Here is a 16,382-nt window from a genome sequence, read left to right on the forward strand (position 1 = left end):
GCGCCGGGGGGCGCGCCCCCGGGGGGAAAGGGGCCGCCCCCCCCCCCCCCCCCCGGGTCGCCCGGGCGGGGGGGGCCCGTGTTGCCGCGGGCCCCCGCGCGGGCCCGCCGGTCGAGGTCGGTGGCCACGACGCGGCGGACGCCGCGCCTGGCGAGCACGGCCGCCAGCACGCCGGTGCCGGTGCCGACGTCGAAGGCCAGCCGGTCACCCGGCAGCGGCGCCTCGGCGACCAGGTCGACGTACTCGCCCCTGATCGGGGAGAACACGCCGTGGTGCGGGTGGACGCGAGCGCCGAGCGCCGGCACGTGCACGCCCTTCCTGCGCCACTCGTGCGCGCCGATCAGGCCGAGCAGCTCGCGGAGCGGGCCGACGGCGGGCGGCGCGTCGGCGCCGTGCACCTCGGCGCACGCCTCCCGGACGTCGGGCGCCCTGCGCAGCGGCACCACGTGCCCCTCCGCGTACGGGACGAGCAGCATGCCGAGCGTGCGGGCGCGCTGGGACTGCGCCTGGCGGTGGCGGTGGAAGCCGCTGCCGGGCGCGGCCGGCTTGCAGCGCCTGCCCATGGCGGCCAGGAGCTGCCTGGCGCCCTGGAAGTCGCCGCGCCACAGCAGCGCGGTGCCCTCGCAGGCCAGGCGGTAGGCGGTGGCGGCGGGCATCCGGTCGTCGGCGACGACGACCCGCCTGGGCGGCGGCGCGCCGAGCGCGGAGCGCCAGGCCGCCGTGCGCTCCTGCCCCGCCTCGGTCCACTGGATCATCGCCCCCGACGGTTTCACGGACGCCGCCCGCGGGCCACCGGTTTTCGGTGAGACCTCCGTTCAGGCTCGCCGTTCACCGGCTTGCGGTGAGATCCCCGTTCATGGCAGCAGCCCGCGCACCAGCGCGCGCACCCCCTTGACGTAGGTGTCGTGCGCGGTCAGCTCCGCCCACCGGGCCCCCACCTCGCTCAGCCTGGGGAACTCGGCGGCGTCCAGCTCGGCGAACACCCGCTCCCGATGGGTGGTCCCGCCCTCCTCGCGCCGCGCGCGGGCCGCCGCCGCGGCGGAGATCTCACCGGCCGTGTAGTGCCAGATGATCCGGTACGCGTCCACCGCCTCCTCCGTCGTCAGCCCCGCGCGCACGGCGGCGTCCACGATCTGCTCGGGGTACCACAGCGCGCCCACGGAGAGCAGGTCATCGGCCCTGAGCACGTCCACGGCCCACGGGCGGCCCGACAGCGCGTCGTGCATGGCGACGGCGGCGGTGACCAGCCGCTCGCTCGGCTCCTCGGGCAGCTCGGGCCGGGGCGCGGTGGCGGCGTAGGCGTCGAGCAGCAGCAGGAGCAGCTCGTCCTTGTCGCGTACGTGGTGGTAGAGCGCCATGGCGGTGCTGCCGACCTCCTTGGCCAGCCGGCGCATGGTCAGCGCGGCGACGCCGTCCTCCTCGATCACCCGGTTGGCGGCGGTCACGATCTCGGCTCGGGAGATCTTCGGCGGTCGTCCTGTACGCGTCGGCATCCTGTCATGTTACTTTTTATACATGTATAAAAACTTCTGGGCCGTCGCGGTGCTCGCCTTCGGGGTGGCCGTCGGGACCCTGCAGATGACCGTGGTGGTGCCGCTGCTGCCAGGGCTGCAGCGGCTGCTCGGCGTCCCGCCGACCACCGCCTCCTGGGCACTGACCGCCGGGCTGCTGTCGGGCGCGGTGTCCATCCCGCTGCTGTCGCGCCTGGGCGACATGTACGGCCGGCGCCTCGTGTCGCTGGTCTCCCTAGGCCTCCTCGTCGCCGGTTCGGCGCTCGCCGCCGCCTCCGGCACGCTGGCAGTGCTGATCGCCGGCCGGGTGCTGCAGGGCGCCGCCGCCCCGCTGCTGCCGCTGGCCATGGGCCTGGCCAGGGAGGCCGTGCCCGCCCACCGGCTGCCGAGCGCGATCGGCCTGCTCAGCGCCACCATCGGGGTCGGCAGCGGTGGCGGGATGATCCTCGCGGGGCTGCTCGGCGGCGACCACCGGGCCGTGTTCTGGACGCTGACCGGGCTCGGCGCGCTGAGCTTCGCGCTGGTGGCGGCGGTGGTCCGGGAGACGCCCGTACGCGGCTCGGGGCGGCCCGACCTGGCCGGAGCGGCGCTGGTCGCGGTGTGGCTGGTCTGCCTGCTGCTGGCGATCAGCAAGGGCGCGGCCTGGGGCTGGACCTCGCCGGCGACGCTCGGGCTGCTCGCCGGGGCCGTGGTGGTGGCCGGGGTGTGGGTGGCCACCGCGCGCCGCACCGCCGCGCCGCTGATCGAGATCCCCATGCTCCTGCACCGGGGGACGGTGGGGGCCACCGTGGCCTCGTTCCTGCTCGGGTTCGCCCTGTTCGCGGCCATCACCACGGTGTCGGCGGTGGCGCAGGGCCCGCTCGGGGCCTCGGTGCTGCAGGTCGGGCTCTACCTGCTGCCCACGACGGTGCTGATGCTCGTCGTCTCCGTGCTGGCGGGCCCGCTGATGCGCCGCTTCACCGCCTCCGCGCTGGTCGCGAGCGGCTCGGCGCTGGTGGCGGCGGCCACGCTGTGGCTCGCCGTGTCCAGGTCGTCGGGGGCCGACCTGTACGGGGCCGCGACGGTGCTGGGGCTGGGCGTCGGCCTCGGGTACGCGGCGCTCGGCACGATGGCCGTCGAGCACGTGGAACCGGCCAAGACGGCGGCGGCCGGCGGGATCAACGCGCTGGTCAGGATCGTGGGCAGCAGCGTGGCGGGCGCGGTGGGGGCGGCGGTGCTCTCGGGCGGGGGCGCCGGGTGGAGCTTCGGCGTGGCGGCGGTGGCGGGCCTGCTGGCCGCGCTCTTCGCCGCGAGCTACGGCGATCTTTCGCGAAAGGAACCGGCATGACGGATCCCGAGGGCTCCTGACCCGCGAGACCCCCTCCCGCAGGGCCCGCTCGATCAGCCGGTTGACCTCGCCTCCGCGTCGAGGTGGGCGAGGCGGGCCGGCTCGGCTACGGGCGGGCGGCCGGGTTGGGGCCGAGGTCCAGGGCCGCGTAGGCGTCGTGGACCCACTCCGTCAGGACCGGCCGCGTCCCCGCAGGGTCGATGATGTCCTCCACCAGGAACGCCTCCGCCGTCCTGAACGGCGACCTGACCGCCTCCAGCCGCTCGGCGATCTCGGCCTTCAGCGCGGCCGCCTCCTCCCCCGCCTCCGCCAGCATGCGCTTGAACGCCACCTCCAGCCCGCCCTCGATCGGCAGCGACCCCCAGTCCCCGGACGGCCAGGCCACGCGCAGGCTGTAGCGGGAGTGGGGCCGGTGGGCGGCGCCGGCGACGCCGAAGACACGGCGGACGAGGACGGAGGCCCACGGCACCGTCGACTGGTAGACGGCCGCCAGCGCGCGGGCGCCCCGCCGGATCGTGCCCGCCCGCTCGGCGACCGTGCCGATGACGAAGCCCGGCTGGTCGACCAGGTGCACGACCGGCAGGTGGAACGTCTCGGCCAGGTCGACGAAGCGGGCCGTCTTGTCCGCTCCGGCCGCCGTCATGCCGCCGCCGTACACGCGCGGGTCGGAGGCCAGGACCGCCACGGGACGGCCGTCGAGCCGCGCCAGCGCGGTGATGATCGAGGGCGCGAACCTGCGCCCCAGCTCCAGCACCGAGCCGGTGTCGAAGACCAGGTCCAGGACGCGCCGCATGTCGTACGGCCGGCGGCGGTCCCTGGGGACGATCTCGCGCAGCTCCGGCGCGGCCCGGCCGGCGTCGTCGGGCGGGTCGGCGAGCACGGGCGGCGGCCGCCAGGCGCTCTGCGGCAGGTACGCCAGCACCTTCCTGGCCAGCTCGAACGCCTCCGCCTCCGACCCCGCCACCAGGTCCACCGTGCCGGCCGCCGACACGGCGCGCCAGCCGCCCAGCTCCTCCTTGGTGACGCTCTCGCCCATCCCGGCCTCCACCACGGCGGGCCCCGCGATGAACACCTGGGAGAGTTCCTTCACCATGATCGACACGTGCGAGGTGACGAGCCTGGCGGCGCCGAGCCCGGCGACGGGGCCGAGGGCCAGCGCGATCACCGGGACCCTGCCCAGGTTGGCCACCACCTGGTCCCAGCCGGGGTTGTAGGGCACGTACGTGCGCCCGTGGTCCTCCAGTTGCCTGACGCTCCCGCCGCCCCCGGTGCCGTCGATGAGCCGGACCAGCGGCACCCGCAGCTCGCCGGCCATGCGCTCGGCGAGGATCTGCTTGTCGTGGATGGCGGCGTCGGCGGCGCCGCCGCGCACGGTGAAGTCGTCACCGGCCACGACGATCCGGCGGCCGTCCACGCGGGCGCGGCCGATGATGACGTTCGACGGGGTGAAGCCGCCGTCGGCGGCGCGCCCGGTGAGCGCGCCGATCTCCTGCCAGGAGTCGGTGAGGGCGGCGAGCCGCTCGCGGATGGTGAGGCGGCCCGTGGCGTGCTGGCGGGCGACCCGTTCCTCGCCTCCCATGCGCTCGGCCAGCTCCCTGCGGCGCTTCAGCTCTGCGAGTTCGGGGTCCCACACGACGCGCTCCTCCCACAGCGGACGTACCGGCTGGTCGGTACGTTAGCTGATCAGAGCGTGTAGTCGAAGGTGTAGGAGTGACCTCCGTCGGGGCCGATGACGATGTCCATCTCGCCCCTGATACCGCGCAGCTCGCCCGTCCCGGAGTCGGCCACGACCCTGATGCGCAGCGTCTGCTCCCCGTTGTCGCTGGTGGCGTCGTGCTGGACGACGAAGCTGCCCGAGCGCCCCTCCAGGGTGCCCTCGATGCGCTCCAGCGCCACGTACGAGCGCGACTCGTCCACCGGGGTGGTGGCGATCAGCATGGTGACGAGGCTGGTGCCGGCCAGGTCGCCGGAGAAGGTCTTGGTCAGCGTCACCACACCCAGGGTGATGCCGTCACGGTCGTCGTAGGACGGTTGCGGCGTCCAGTTCGCGGTCTCGAAGGTGCCCTTTGCGGTCATGCCACTCATCCTGCCGGGCGTACCTGTCAGCACCTGTCAGGTTCCGGCGAGCCGTTCCACGACCGGCGCGAAGGCGTCCATGAACTGGGCGTTCACCGACACGTACGAGATCCCGAGATGATCCCTGCGCCTGCGCAGCGTGTCGGTCATCTCCGTCACCGTCCCGGTGAGGACGCCGGTGCCGGTGCGGCCGAAGCGCTGCAGCGCCCAGCCGGGCGGCTCGGACCCTGCGCAGGCCAGGTTCATGGCCAGCTCCAGGTCGTGGAAGCGGTCTCCGGCCAGCTCGTACAGCTCGTCGAGCTTGGCCGCGACCTGCTCCTCCGTGTAGTGCGGCGGCACGCCGAGGGCGACGGTGTCGGCCTTGCGCGCGGCCAGCCGCAGCAGCTTGGTGCCCGAGGCGGCCACCAGGATCCTGACGTCCTGGACGGCGTCGATGGTGTCGGAGAGCCGCTCGATGCGCTGGCCCGGCGTGCCGAAGCGCACGCCGAGCGCCGCCGCGTCGCCCTCGGCGTCGGGCCGGCCGGCGCCCAGGCCCAGCTCGAACCGGCCGCCGGTGAGCTTGTGCAGGGTGGCGCTCTCCCACGCGACCGCCCGCGGCGTGCGGTTGGGGACGCTGAGCACGTACGTGCCGACGCGCAGCGTGGTGGTGGCCGTGGCCGCCACCGCGGCGGCCGTGAACGGCGAGAAGGTGCCGAGCGTGTCGGGCACCAGCAGGGTCGAGTAGCCCAGGCCCTCCGCCCGGCGGGCCAGGCCGGTCCACGCGGCGGCGTCGGGGGCCTGCCCGGCTACCGTGCCGAATCTGAACGGGTGATCGGTCATGCCCCATACGATGACCGACGGGGCGGGTGTGTGACATCGTCCCCCGGACCGGTGATCCGCTACATCCGGGGGCGCATGCCCTTGTCCGGGTGCTACTCCCCCAGCAGTACGCGGGTGAAGTCGTTGCCGAACTTGCCGGCCGGGTCGAGCCGGCGCGCCAGCTCACGGAAGTCGCCGGGGCACTCGGGCCAGCGGGTGAACAGCTTGCCCCAGTGCGGGATCGGCTCGAACGGCGCCAGCGTCTCCTCCACCAGCTCCAGCACCGGCATGACGGCGGCGACGTCCTTGACCCAGGTGAAGTGCACGCCGATGCTCTCGCGGCCGTTGAAGGGGCTCAGCCACAGGTCGTCGGCGGCGATCGAGCGCACCTCCGAGATCTGCAGCACCGGCCGGATGCGGTCGCCGATCGCGAACAGCGCGCGCAGCGCCTCGACCGCGTGCCGCCGGGGCAGCAGCAGCTCCGACTGCAGCTCGTCGCCGGCGCCGCTGGGCGGGTAGTCGGCGCGGAAGTGCGGCAGCCGCTCGTACCAGGCGCCGGGCACGCCGAGCTGACCCGTGCAGCTGTCGGCGGGCATGGCGGGCAGCGGGTGCCGGGGGGCGTCGGCGGGGGTGGTGCCGTACCAGTCGGGGTCGGTCAGCTCCTCCGAGCACTTCAGCCAGACGCGGGTGTCGCGGTAGTCGGTGAAGAGGCTGACGCTGTAGCCGCTGGACATGATCTCGTCGAAGTGCTCGAGCGCGTCCTGGCTCAGGCCCTCGCGGACGTATTGGCGCAGCTCGAAGGCGGGTACGAGGTCGAGCGTGAGCGAGGTGACGACGCCGAGGGCGCCGACCGACACCACGGCGCCGGGGAAGTCGGCGTCGCCGCGCGCGAGCGACAGCAGCGACCCGTCGGCGGTGACGAGCTCGATGCCCGACACGGCGGCGGCCAGGCCGCGCACGGCGTCGCCCGAGCCGTGCGTGCCGGTCGCGACGGAGCCGCCGACGGAGATGTGCGGCAGCGAGGCCAGGTTCGCCAGCGCGAACCCGGCCTGGTGCAGCCGGGGCGCGAGCGTGGCGTACGTCGTGCGCGCCCCGACCCGCACGGTGGCCGCGTCGCTGTCGATCTCCACCTGGCCGGGCATCCGGTCGAGCACCACGAGGTCACCGTCGGTGTCGGCGACGTGGTTGAAGGAGTGCCCGCTGCCGAGGGCCCGCACGCGGGCGCTGGCCGCGACGAGCCGCTGCAGCTCGTCGAGAGAGGTCGGATGGTGCACATCTTTTGCGTGGAATGTGGTGTTTCCAGCCCAATTGGTCAGCGTCACGGCCTTACCTTCCCACAGCTCCACCTTGTCAGCCCGCCCGGGTGCCGCTAGTTTCAGGTGCCGCCCAACCGGAGGTTCGCCGTGCTTGTCCTGTCCGAGGTCGTGGGCCTCGTCACGCTCGTACTGTGGCTGTACTGCCTGTTCGACGTGCTCACCACACCCGACGTGGCCTGCCGGAACCTGCCGAAGATCGCCTGGGTGCTGATCGTGCTGCTGTTCCCGCTCATCGGGTCGATCGCCTGGCTGGTGGCGGGCCGCCCGGAGAGGGCCACTGCGCCGACGCGGCCGAGCGCTTTCCCCGAGTACGACCGCCCCGGCCGCTTCGCCGCCACCAACCCCGACGACGACGAGGAGTTCCTGCGCCGCTGCCGCGAACGAGCAGAGGAGCAGCGCAGGAACGCCCCCAGGAAGTCCCCTGAGGCGGAGGCCTAGAAGCCCTGGGCCAGCCGGTAGTACGCCTGGTTCCAGCGCAGCTCCTTGGCGAACCGCTCGGTCGTGGTGTCGGCGTCGATGACCACCAGCTCCACCCCGAGCATCTCGGCCAGGTCCACCAGCTCCTCACGGCCGACGGCCTTGGACAGCACGGTGTGGTGCGGAGCCCCGGCGGTGAGCCACGACTCGGTGGAGGTGCGCAGGTTCGGCCGCGGCTGCCACACGGCGCGGGCCACCGGCAGCTTGGGCAGCGGCTGCGGCGGGGTCACCACGTCGATCTCGTTGGCCACCAGGCGGAACCGGTCGCCCATGTCGGCCAGGCCGATCACGATGCCAGGGCCAGGCTCGGCGTCGAACACCAGCCGCACCGGGTCCTCGCGACCGCCGATGCCCAGCGGGTGGATCTCGCAGGACGGCGTGCCGGAGGCGATGGACGGGCAGACCTCCAGCATGTGCGCGCCGAGGATCAGCTCGTTGCCGGGCGTCAGGTCGTAGGTGTAGTCCTCCATGAAGGACGTGCCACCCGGCGTCATGGCCTTGAGGGTGCGCAGGAGGACCGAGGTCTTCCAGTCGCCCTCGCCGCCGAAGCCGTACCCGTCGGCCATGAGCCGCTGCACGGCCAGGCCGGGGAGCTGGCGCAGCCCGCCGAGGTCCTCGAAGTTGGTGGTGAACGCCTTGAAGCCGCCGGCCTCCAGGAAGCTCCGCAGGCCCAGCTCGATCCTGGCGGCGTAGCGCAGTGACTCGTTGCGCTCGCCGAGCAGCTCGGGAGCCACGGTGTACTGCTCGGCGTACTCCTTGACCAGCGCCGTCACGTCGGCGTCGGAGGCCGCGTCCACGGCCTCGACCAGGTCGTTGACGCCGTAGGTGTTGACCGAGACGCCGAAGCGGAGCTGCGCCTCGACCTTGTCGCCCTCGGTGACCGCCACGTCGCGCATGTTGTCGCCGAAGCGGGCCAGCTTGAGGGTGCGCACCTCGGCCAGCCCCTTGGCGGCGCGCAGCCAGGACAGGACGCGCTCGCCCACGGCCGGGTCGCTGACGTGCCCGGCCACGGTCTTGCGCGGCACGCCGAGCCTGGTCTGGATGTGCCCGAACTCGCGGTCGCCGTGCGCGGCCTGGTTCAGGTTCATGAAGTCCATGTCGATGGTGGCCCACGGCAGCTCGACGTTGGCCTGCGTGTGCAGGTGCAGCAGCGGCTTGCGCAGCGCGTCGAGCCCGGCGATCCACATCTTGGCCGGGGAGAACGTGTGCATCCACGCGATCACGCCGGCGCAGGAGTCGTCGGCGTTGGCCTCCAGCATGATCCGCCGGATGGCGGCCGCGTCGGTCAGGACGGGCTTCCACTCCACCGGCATGGGGAGCTGCTCGGCGATCCGCTGGGACTGCTCGGCCACCTGACGCAGCGTGTCCTCGCCGTAGAGTCCCTGACTGCCGGTCAGAAACCAGATGTTCAACGCGGGCTCCTCTGTCCGTAGACGTTCTGATAGCGGTCGTACAGGCGGTCGATGTCGTCCTGCGCGATGGGCAGCGGGTCGCCGAGCTGGCGGGCCACGTGCACCGTACGCGCCACGTCCTCGCACATCACGGCGGCCTTCACCGCGGCCTTGGCGTCCTTGCCGATGCTGAACACGCCGTGGTTCTGCATGAGGACGGCCTTGGAGCGGTGGCCCTTGAGCGTCTCGACGATGCCCTGCCCGATCGAGTCGTCGCCGATCAGCGCGAACGGCCCGACCGGGATCTCGCCGCCGAACTCGTCGGCCATCGCGGTCAGCACGCACGGGATGGCCTCGCCGCGGGCGGCCCAGGCGGAGGCGTAGGTGGAGTGGGTGTGCACGACGCCGCCCACCTCGGGCATGTTGCGGTAGACGTAGGCGTGCGCGGCGGTGTCGCTGGACGGCGAGTGCTCGCCCTCCAGCAGGTTGCCGTCGAGGTCGCACACGACCATGTTCTCCGGCGTCAGCTCGTCGTAGGAGACCCCGGAGGGCTTGATGACGAACAGGTCCTCGCCGGGTACGCGGCCGGAGACGTTGCCCGCCGTCCAGACCACCAGGTTGTAGCGGACCAGCTCGGCGTGCAGGTCCGCGACGATCTTCCTCAAGTCCATTACGCCTGTGCCTCGTTCCTGATCGCGCGCAGCGCGTGCAACATCTGTCCGTCCCCGAAGAAGTCGTGGAGCCTGCGGTACTCGGCGTAGAGCCGGTCGTAGGCGTCGGCGCGTGCCTCGTCGGGCACGTACGCGTTCTCGGTGCGCTTGCCCATGGCCGCGGCGGCCTCCTCGATGGAGGCGTACTCGCCGGCGGCGACGGCCGCGTGGATGGCCGAGCCGAGCGCGGGGCCCTGGTCGGAGGCGATGATCGACAGCGGGCGGCGCAGCACGTCGGAGTAGACCTGCATGAGGAAGCGGTTCTTCAGCAGGCCGCCGGCGACGATGAACTCCTCGACCGGCACGCCCGACTTCTCGAACGTCTCGACGATCATGCGGGCGCCGAAAGCGGTGGACTCGATGAGCGCGCGGTAGACGTCCTCGGGCTTGGTGGCCAGCGTCTGGCCGATGATCACGCCGGAGAGGTTGTGGTCCACCAGCACCGAGCGGTTGCCGCCGAACCAGTCGAGGGCGACCAGCCCGTGCTGGCCCACGGCCTGCTTCTCGGCCAGCTCGGTCAGGCGCTCGTGCCCGTCGGTGCCGAAGTTGTCGACGAACCAGGCGAAGATGTCGCCGACCGCCGACTGCCCGGCCTCGTAGCCCCACAGGCCGGGCACGATGCCGTCGCGGACGACGCCGCACATGCCGGGCACCTCGGCGAGCTGGTCGCTGGGCATGATGTGGCAGGTGGAGGTGCCCATGATGGCCACCATCTGGCCGGGCCGCACGGCGTCCGCGGCGGCGGCGGTGACGTGCGCGTCCACGTTGCCGACGGCCACGGCGGCGCCCTCGGGGATGCCGGTCCACTCCGCGGCCCGCGCGGTCAGGCGCCCGGCCAGGCCGCCCAGCGGGGCCAGCGTGAAGCCGTTCACGTCGTCGCCGACCTCACCGGTGGCGAGCTTGCCGGCGAACCCGGCGAAGCCCGGGTTCAGCTCGGCGAGGTACTCCTCCGACGGGTAGCTCCCGTCCTGGAAGACGCCCTTGTAGCCGACCGTGCAGATGTTGCGGCTCTCGACGCCGGTGAGCTGCCAGATGATCCAGTCGGCGGCCTCGATCCAGCGCTCCGCCCTGGCGTAGACCTCGGGGGCCTCCTCCAGGACCTGGAGGCCCTTGGCGAACTCCCACTCGGAGGAGATCTTGCCGCCGTAGCGCGGCAGCCAGCTCTCGCCCCTGCGCGCGGCCAGCTCGTTGATCCGGTCGGCGTGCGGCTGGGCGGCGTGGTGCTTCCACAGCTTGGGCCAGGCGTGCGGCTCGGCCGGCGTCTCGAAGCACAGCGGCGTGCCGTCGGCCGTGGTCGGCAGGACGGTGCAGGCGGTGAAGTCGGTGCCGATGCCGATGATCTCCCCGGCGGGCACCCCGGCGGCGGCGATCGCCCGCGGGACGGCGATGCGCATCACGTCGATCCAGTCCTGCGGCGACTGCAGCGCCCAGTCGGGGCCCAGGCGGACGTCGGTGCCGGGGAGTGTGTGCTCGATGACGCGGTGCTCGTACTCGTGGACGGCGCTGCCCAGCTCGGCGCCGTCGCTCACCCGTACGACGACGGCACGCCCTGACAGCGTGCCGAAGTCCACTCCGACCACGTATTTGTTAGCGCTCACATTGCTCTCCAGGAATTTGTCGGGGGCATGCACATCATCTACCGGATGGCGGCCGTACTCGACCTGACGACGAAGCTGGGACGCACGACCAGCCGCTCGTACGCGGCGTAGCCGAGGTCGATCTGCCGCAGCAGCACCTCGATGCAGTGCCGGCCCACCACGTCGAAGTCCTGCCTGACCGTGGTCAGCGGCGGGGAGAAGAACTCCGACTCGGGGATGTCGTCGAAGCCGACCACGCTGATCTGCTGGGGCACCCGCACCCCCTTCTCCGACAGGGCGCGCAGCACCCCCAGCGCCATCTGGTCGTTGGCGGCGAAGACGGCCGTGACGCCGTCCATCGCGGCCAGGCTCTTGCCGGCCTCGTAGCCGGCACGCGGGCTCCAGTCGCCGGCCAGCGGCTCCGGCACCGGCCGGCCCGCCTCCTCCAGCGCGGCGCGCCAGCCTTCGAGCCTGCCCTCGGTCTCCATCCAGTCGTGCGGGCCGCTGACGTGCCAGACCGTCTCGTGGCCCTGGTCGAGCAGGTGCCGCGTGGCCAGCTTGGCGCCTTCCATCTGGTCGATGCACACCACCGAGACGTCGGCCCTGTGCGTGCCCTCGACCGCCACCGCGGGCAGGCCGGTCGGCAGCGTCTCCAGGGCGCGGGCGGCCGAGCGTTGCGGGGCGACCACCACGACGCCGTCCACGCCCTGCTCGGCCAGGTAGTCGATGGCGTCGCGCACGGTGTCGGCGTCGATCGACTTCAGGCTGACGATGCTGACGAAGTAACCCGCGGTCCTGGCCGCCTGCTCGATGCCGTAGATGGTGCTGGCCGGGCCGTACAGCGTGGTGTCGAAACTCACCACGCCGAGGGTCCTCGAACGCTTGGTGACCAGGGCGCGGGCCACGAGGTTGCGCCGGTAGCCCAGCCGGGTGATCGCCGCCTCCACCCGGGCGCGGGTGTCGGCCCGGACGTTGGGATGGTCGTTGAGCACCCGGGAGACCGTCTGGTGCGACACGCCCGCCTCCTTGGCCACGTCGGCCATGACCGGCAGGCGGCGCTTCGGTGTCGTCACGGTCTCTCCTTTCCGCTGGGCTCCGGGGATCTTACTAGCGAGCGGCCCCGGCCCGGCGCTTCGTCCACACGTCGAACGCGACCGCCGCCAGGAGCACGATGCCCTTGACGAGCATGACCCGCTCGCTGGGCGAGCCGATCAGGGACATGCCGTTGTTGATCACGGCCATGATCAGACCGCCGGTGATGGCGCCCACGACCTTGCCGACGCCGCCCTGGACGGCCGCGCCGCCGATGAAGGCCGCCGCGATGGCGTCCAGCTCGAAGCTGTTGCCCGCGGTGGGGCCCGCCTGGTTGAGCCGGCCGGCGAAGATGATGCCGGCGATGGCCGACAGCACGCCCATGTTGACGAAGATCCAGAAGACGACCGACTTGACCTTCACGCCGGACATGACGGCCGCCTGGAGGTTGCCGCCGATGGCGTAGATCTGCCGGCCGAAGACCGTGCGGTTGGCCATCAGCGAGTAGCCGAGCACCAGGACCGCCAGCAGGACCAGCACCCACGGGAGGTTCTTGAACCGGGCGAGCTGCACCACCAGGAACAGGATGATCGCGGCGCCCGCCACCATCTTCAGCACGAACATCGCCATCGGCTCGACCGTCTGGCCGTAACCCCTGCGGGCGTTCCTGGTGCGCAGCGCCGAGGTGAGCATGCCGGCGATCGCGACCGCGCCGATCAGCAGGCTGAACAGGTCGGCGCCGCCGAGCGGGCCGAGGCCGATGTTGCCGAGGTAGCCGTCGGTGAAGCCGTTGGCCAGCGTACGGACCTGGTCGGGGAACGGGCCGATGCCCTGGTTGCCCAGGACGGTCATCGTCAGCGCCCGGAACAGCAGCATGCCTGCCAGGGTCACGATGAAGGCCGGGATGCCGAAGTAGGCGATCCAGTAGCCCTGCCAGGCTCCGATGAGCGCGCCGGCCACCAGCGTGGCCGCCAGGGCCAGCGGCCACGGCCAGCCCATGTTCACCATGAGCACCGCCGCCAGCGCTCCCGTGACCGCCACCACCGAGCCGACCGACAGGTCGATGTGCCCGGCGATGATGATCAGGATCATCCCGATCGCGAGGATCAGGACGTAGGAGTTCTGGACGATGATGTTCGAGATGTTCTGCGGCGTGAGCAGCGCGCCGTCAGTCAGGATCGAGAACAGCACGATGATCGCCGCGAAGGCGATGTAGATGCCGCTGGATCGCAGGTTGAGCGACATTCCGCCGAATGACACCCGGCCAGGCTGCCGTGGCCCTCCCCCGTCGCCCGTGGTGCCGACCTTCACGTCGGCGGGCGTGATGCTGCTCATCAGAGCTACTCCTGTCCCTTGGTCATGAGGTGCATGAGGCTTTCCTGGGTGGCCTCCTGGCGGGGAACCTCGCCGGTGATGCGACCTTCAGAGAGTGTGTAGATGCGGTCGCACAGGCCGAGCAGCTCAGGCAACTCGGAAGAGATCACCAGCACGGCCTTGCCCTCGTCGGCCAGGCGGTTGATGATCGTGTAGATCTCGTACTTGGCGCCGACGTCGATGCCGCGGGTGGGCTCGTCGAGGATGAGCACGTCCGGCTCGGTCATGATCCACTTGGACAGCACGACCTTCTGCTGGTTGCCGCCCGAGAGCTGGCCCACGACGCTGTTGACGCTCGGGGCCTTGATGTTCATGCTCTTGTGGAACTCTTCGGCGACCTTGTATTCCTCGTTCTCGTTCACCCAGCCGCGCTTGGCCAGGCTCTGCAGCCCCGCCGCGCTGATGTTGGTCTTGATGTCCTGGATGAGGTTGAGCCCGTACCGCTTGCGGTCCTCGGAGGCGTAGGCGATGCCGTGGGTGATCGCGTCCTGGACGTTGCGGATCTCGATCGGCTTGCCGTCCTTGAAGACCTTGCCGGAGATGCGCACCCCGTACGTGCGCCCGAACAGGCTCATCGCCAGCTCGGTACGCCCGGCGCCCATCAGCCCGGCCAGGCCGACGATCTCCCCGCGCCGCAGCTTGAGCGCGGCCCCGTCCACAACCTTGCGGTCGGGCTGGCTGGGGCTGTAGACCGTCCAGTCCTCGATGCGCAGCGCCTCCTCGCCGATCGTCGGCTCGTGCGGCGGGTAGCGGTTGTCGAGGGCGCGGCCGACCATGCCGGCGATGATGCGGTCCTCGGTGACGTGGTCGGTGACCATGTCCAGCGTCTCGATCGTGCGGCCGTCACGGATGATCGTGACGGCGTCGGCGATCGCGGTCACCTCGTTGAGCTTGTGCGAGATGATCACGCAGGTGATGCCCTCGTCGCGCAGCCCGCGCAGCAGGTCGAGCAGGTGAGCGGAGTCGTCGTCGTTGAGCGCCGCGGTGGGCTCGTCGAGGATGAGCAGCTTCACCTCCTTCGACAGCGCCTTGGCGATCTCGACGAGCTGCTGCTTGCCCACGCCGATGTCGGAGATGGGCGTCGTCGGGTTCTCGCGCAGGCCGACTCGCTTCATCAGCTCGCCGGCCTCGTAGTTGGTGCGGTTCCAGTCGATGACGCCGCGCTTGGCGCGTTCGTTGCCGAGGAAGATGTTCTCCGCGATCGACAGCTGAGGGCTCAGCGCCAGTTCCTGATGGATGATCACGATGCCGGCGTGCTCGCTGTCGCGAATGCCGCCGAACTCGCAGCGCTTGCCCTCGAAGAAGATCTCGCCCTCGTAGTCGCCGTGCGGGTAGACCCCGGACAGCACCTTCATCAGCGTCGACTTGCCGGCGCCGTTCTCGCCGCAGATGGCGTGGATCTCGCCGTTCTTCACCGAAAGGTTGACGTCCTGCAGCGCCTTGACGCCGGGGAACGTCTTGGTGATCCCGCTCATCCGCAAGATGTGCTCGGTCATATCCCCTCGCTCAGGAAAGCCCCGGGGACCGCGTCCCCGGGGCTGAACCCCTACTTGAGCTGGTCCTCGGTGTAGTAGTTGCCGCCGATGATGACGTCCTTGTAGTTCGTCTTGTCGACGATCACCGGGTCGAGCAGGTACGAGGGCACGACCTTGTTGCCGTTGTCGTAGTCCTTGGTGTTGTTCACCTCGGGCTGGCCGCCCTTGAGCACGGCGTCGGCCATCTTCACCGTCTGCTCCGCGAGCTTGCGGGTGTCCTTGAAGATCGTGGAGTACTGCTCGTCGGCCACGATCGACTTGACCGACTGCAGCTCGGCGTCCTGACCGGTGACGATCGGGTACGGCTTGCTGTAGCCGGAGCTCTTCAGCGCCGACAGGATGCCGATGGACAGGCCGTCGTAGGGGGACAGGACACCGTCGACCTTGGTGCTACCGGTGTAGGTCTTGGTGATGATGTCCTCCATGCGCTTCTGCGCCGTGGCGGGGTCCCACCGGAGGATGGCGGCCTGCTTGAAGTCGGTCTGGCCGCTGGCGACCTTCAGGGTGCCGTCGTCGATCTTCGGCTGGAGCACCGACATGGCGCCGTTCCAGAAGAACGTGGCGTTGTTGTCGTCGGGCGAGCCGCCGAACAGCTCGACGTTGAAGGGGCCCTTCTTGCCGTCCTCGACGCCGAGGCCCTTCAGCAGCGAGGTCGCCTGCTGCACGCCGACCTTGAAGTTGTCGAAGGTGGCGTAGTAGTCGACGTTCGGGCTGTTGCGGATCAGCCGGTCGTAGGCGATGACCGGGATCTTCGCGTCGGCGGCCTGCTGGAGCTGCGAGGTGATCGCCGTGCCGTCGATCGAGGCGATGATCAGGAGCTTGGCGCCCTTGGTGATCTGGTTCTCGATCTGGTTGGCCTGCGTCGGGATGTCGTTCTCGGCGTACTGGAGGTCGACCTTGTAGCCGAGCTGCTCAAGCTGCTTCTTGACGTTGTCGCCGTCGTGGATCCAGCGCTCGGAGGACTTGGTGGGCATGGTGACGCCGATCAGGGCGCCCGCGTTGCCGGCGGCGGCCGAGGACGAGGCCTCGGCGTCGACGGTCTTCGTGCTCGAACCACAGGCCGTCATGGTCGCGGCGAGCGCGATGGCGGACACCACGCCTCCGATTCGTCCCAACCTCATATGCATCCCTTTCGAGGTCGCGGCAGACGCAGGACGCGGCGACTGCCGGATGATAAGTGGGGGATTCGATCACCGAACGTGACGAATCAGAACAAAGTTCGCACTCGTTTCCGCTGATTGTTATCGCTAACAAAGTC

Annotated in this window: 15 protein-coding genes; 2 read left to right on the forward strand and 13 right to left on the reverse strand. The window is 71.1% G+C overall.

All coding sequences use genetic code 11. The features are described 5' to 3' along the window. Nucleotides 1-755, reverse strand: a 755-nt coding sequence (locus FXF51_RS54265; RefSeq protein ID WP_148442736.1) for a 50S ribosomal protein L11 methyltransferase, incomplete at its 3' end; no start/stop codon positions are given. A gap of 99 nt (nt 756-854) precedes the next feature. Next, on the reverse strand, nt 855-1,493 hold the full coding sequence (locus FXF51_RS54270) for a TetR/AcrR family transcriptional regulator (protein ID WP_148442737.1): 639 nt from the start codon (nt 1,491-1,493) through the stop codon (nt 855-857). A gap of 22 nt (nt 1,494-1,515) precedes the next feature. On the opposite strand from FXF51_RS54270, the gene FXF51_RS54275 reads away from it, so the two are divergent. Further along, nucleotides 1,516-2,838 carry an MFS transporter gene (locus FXF51_RS54275; RefSeq protein ID WP_148442738.1) on the forward strand — a complete coding sequence of 441 codons (1,323 nt, stop codon included), beginning with the start codon at nt 1,516-1,518 and terminating at the stop codon, nt 2,836-2,838. Between the two features lie 106 nt (nt 2,839-2,944). On the opposite strand, the gene FXF51_RS54280 is transcribed toward FXF51_RS54275, so the two are convergent. The 4 genes from FXF51_RS54280 to FXF51_RS54295 all read right to left on the reverse strand — a co-directional run bounded on the left by FXF51_RS54280 (nt 2,945) and on the right by FXF51_RS54295 (nt 6,986). Then, nucleotides 2,945-4,471, reverse strand: coding sequence for an acyl-CoA carboxylase subunit beta (locus FXF51_RS54280; RefSeq protein WP_222871893.1), 1,527 nt, complete (start codon nt 4,469-4,471; stop codon nt 2,945-2,947). A gap of 50 nt (nt 4,472-4,521) precedes the next feature. Beyond that, nucleotides 4,522-4,914, reverse strand: coding sequence for a DUF3224 domain-containing protein (locus FXF51_RS54285; RefSeq protein ID WP_262380508.1), 393 nt, complete (start codon nt 4,912-4,914; stop codon nt 4,522-4,524). A 36-nt stretch (nt 4,915-4,950) separates the two neighbouring features. Continuing rightward, nucleotides 4,951-5,733, reverse strand: a complete 783-nt coding sequence (locus FXF51_RS54290) for an LLM class flavin-dependent oxidoreductase (protein WP_148442740.1) — start codon at nt 5,731-5,733, stop codon at nt 4,951-4,953. A 92-nt stretch (nt 5,734-5,825) separates the two neighbouring features. Continuing rightward, on the reverse strand, nt 5,826-6,986 hold the full coding sequence (locus tag FXF51_RS54295) for an FAD-binding protein (RefSeq protein WP_316247681.1): 1,161 nt from the start codon (nt 6,984-6,986) through the stop codon (nt 5,826-5,828). 129 nt (nt 6,987-7,115) lie between these two features. Between FXF51_RS54295 and FXF51_RS54300 the strand changes: the two genes are divergently transcribed. Then, a complete protein-coding gene (locus FXF51_RS54300; RefSeq protein WP_148442742.1) occupies nt 7,116-7,466 on the forward strand; it encodes a PLD nuclease N-terminal domain-containing protein in 351 nt (116 codons plus the stop codon). On the opposite strand, the gene araA is transcribed toward FXF51_RS54300, so the two are convergent. From araA to chvE, 7 genes are read right to left on the reverse strand one after another with little or no spacing between them, the layout of a single operon-like run. Next, a complete protein-coding gene (gene araA / locus FXF51_RS54305) occupies nt 7,463-8,917 on the reverse strand; it encodes an L-arabinose isomerase (protein ID WP_148442743.1) in 1,455 nt (484 codons plus the stop codon). The two genes, FXF51_RS54300 and araA, sit on opposite strands and share 4 nt — an antisense overlap. Continuing rightward, the gene (locus FXF51_RS54310) at nt 8,914-9,567 is read right to left on the reverse strand and encodes an L-ribulose-5-phosphate 4-epimerase (protein WP_148442744.1); all 654 of its coding nucleotides are present in this window, start codon (nt 9,565-9,567) and stop codon (nt 8,914-8,916) included. Before FXF51_RS54310 ends, araA begins: the two co-directional genes overlap by 4 nt. Beyond that, nucleotides 9,567-11,186, reverse strand: coding sequence for a ribulokinase (gene araB, locus FXF51_RS54315; protein ID WP_148442785.1), 1,620 nt, complete (start codon nt 11,184-11,186; stop codon nt 9,567-9,569). The genes FXF51_RS54310 and araB overlap by 1 nt, the downstream gene beginning before the upstream one ends. Nucleotides 11,187-11,242: 56 nt before the next feature. Further along, a complete protein-coding gene (locus FXF51_RS54320; protein ID WP_262380509.1) occupies nt 11,243-12,256 on the reverse strand; it encodes a LacI family DNA-binding transcriptional regulator in 1,014 nt (337 codons plus the stop codon). A 34-nt stretch (nt 12,257-12,290) separates the two neighbouring features. Continuing rightward, the gene (gene mmsB, locus FXF51_RS54325; RefSeq protein ID WP_222871894.1) at nt 12,291-13,550 is read right to left on the reverse strand and encodes a multiple monosaccharide ABC transporter permease; all 1,260 of its coding nucleotides are present in this window, start codon (nt 13,548-13,550) and stop codon (nt 12,291-12,293) included. Nucleotides 13,551-13,555: 5 nt separating this feature from the next. Next, a complete protein-coding gene (gene mmsA / locus FXF51_RS54330) occupies nt 13,556-15,085 on the reverse strand; it encodes a multiple monosaccharide ABC transporter ATP-binding protein (RefSeq protein WP_148442745.1) in 1,530 nt (509 codons plus the stop codon). 50 nt (nt 15,086-15,135) lie between these two features. Next, nucleotides 15,136-16,245 (reverse strand): multiple monosaccharide ABC transporter substrate-binding protein, encoded by a 1,110-nt coding sequence (chvE, locus tag FXF51_RS54335; protein WP_148442746.1) that lies wholly within the window; start codon nt 16,243-16,245, stop codon nt 15,136-15,138. Nucleotides 16,246-16,382: the final 137 nt, after the last annotated feature.

The organism is Nonomuraea sp. PA05, from assembly GCF_008086045.1.
GTDB lineage: Bacteria > Actinomycetota > Actinomycetes > Streptosporangiales > Streptosporangiaceae > Nonomuraea > Nonomuraea monospora.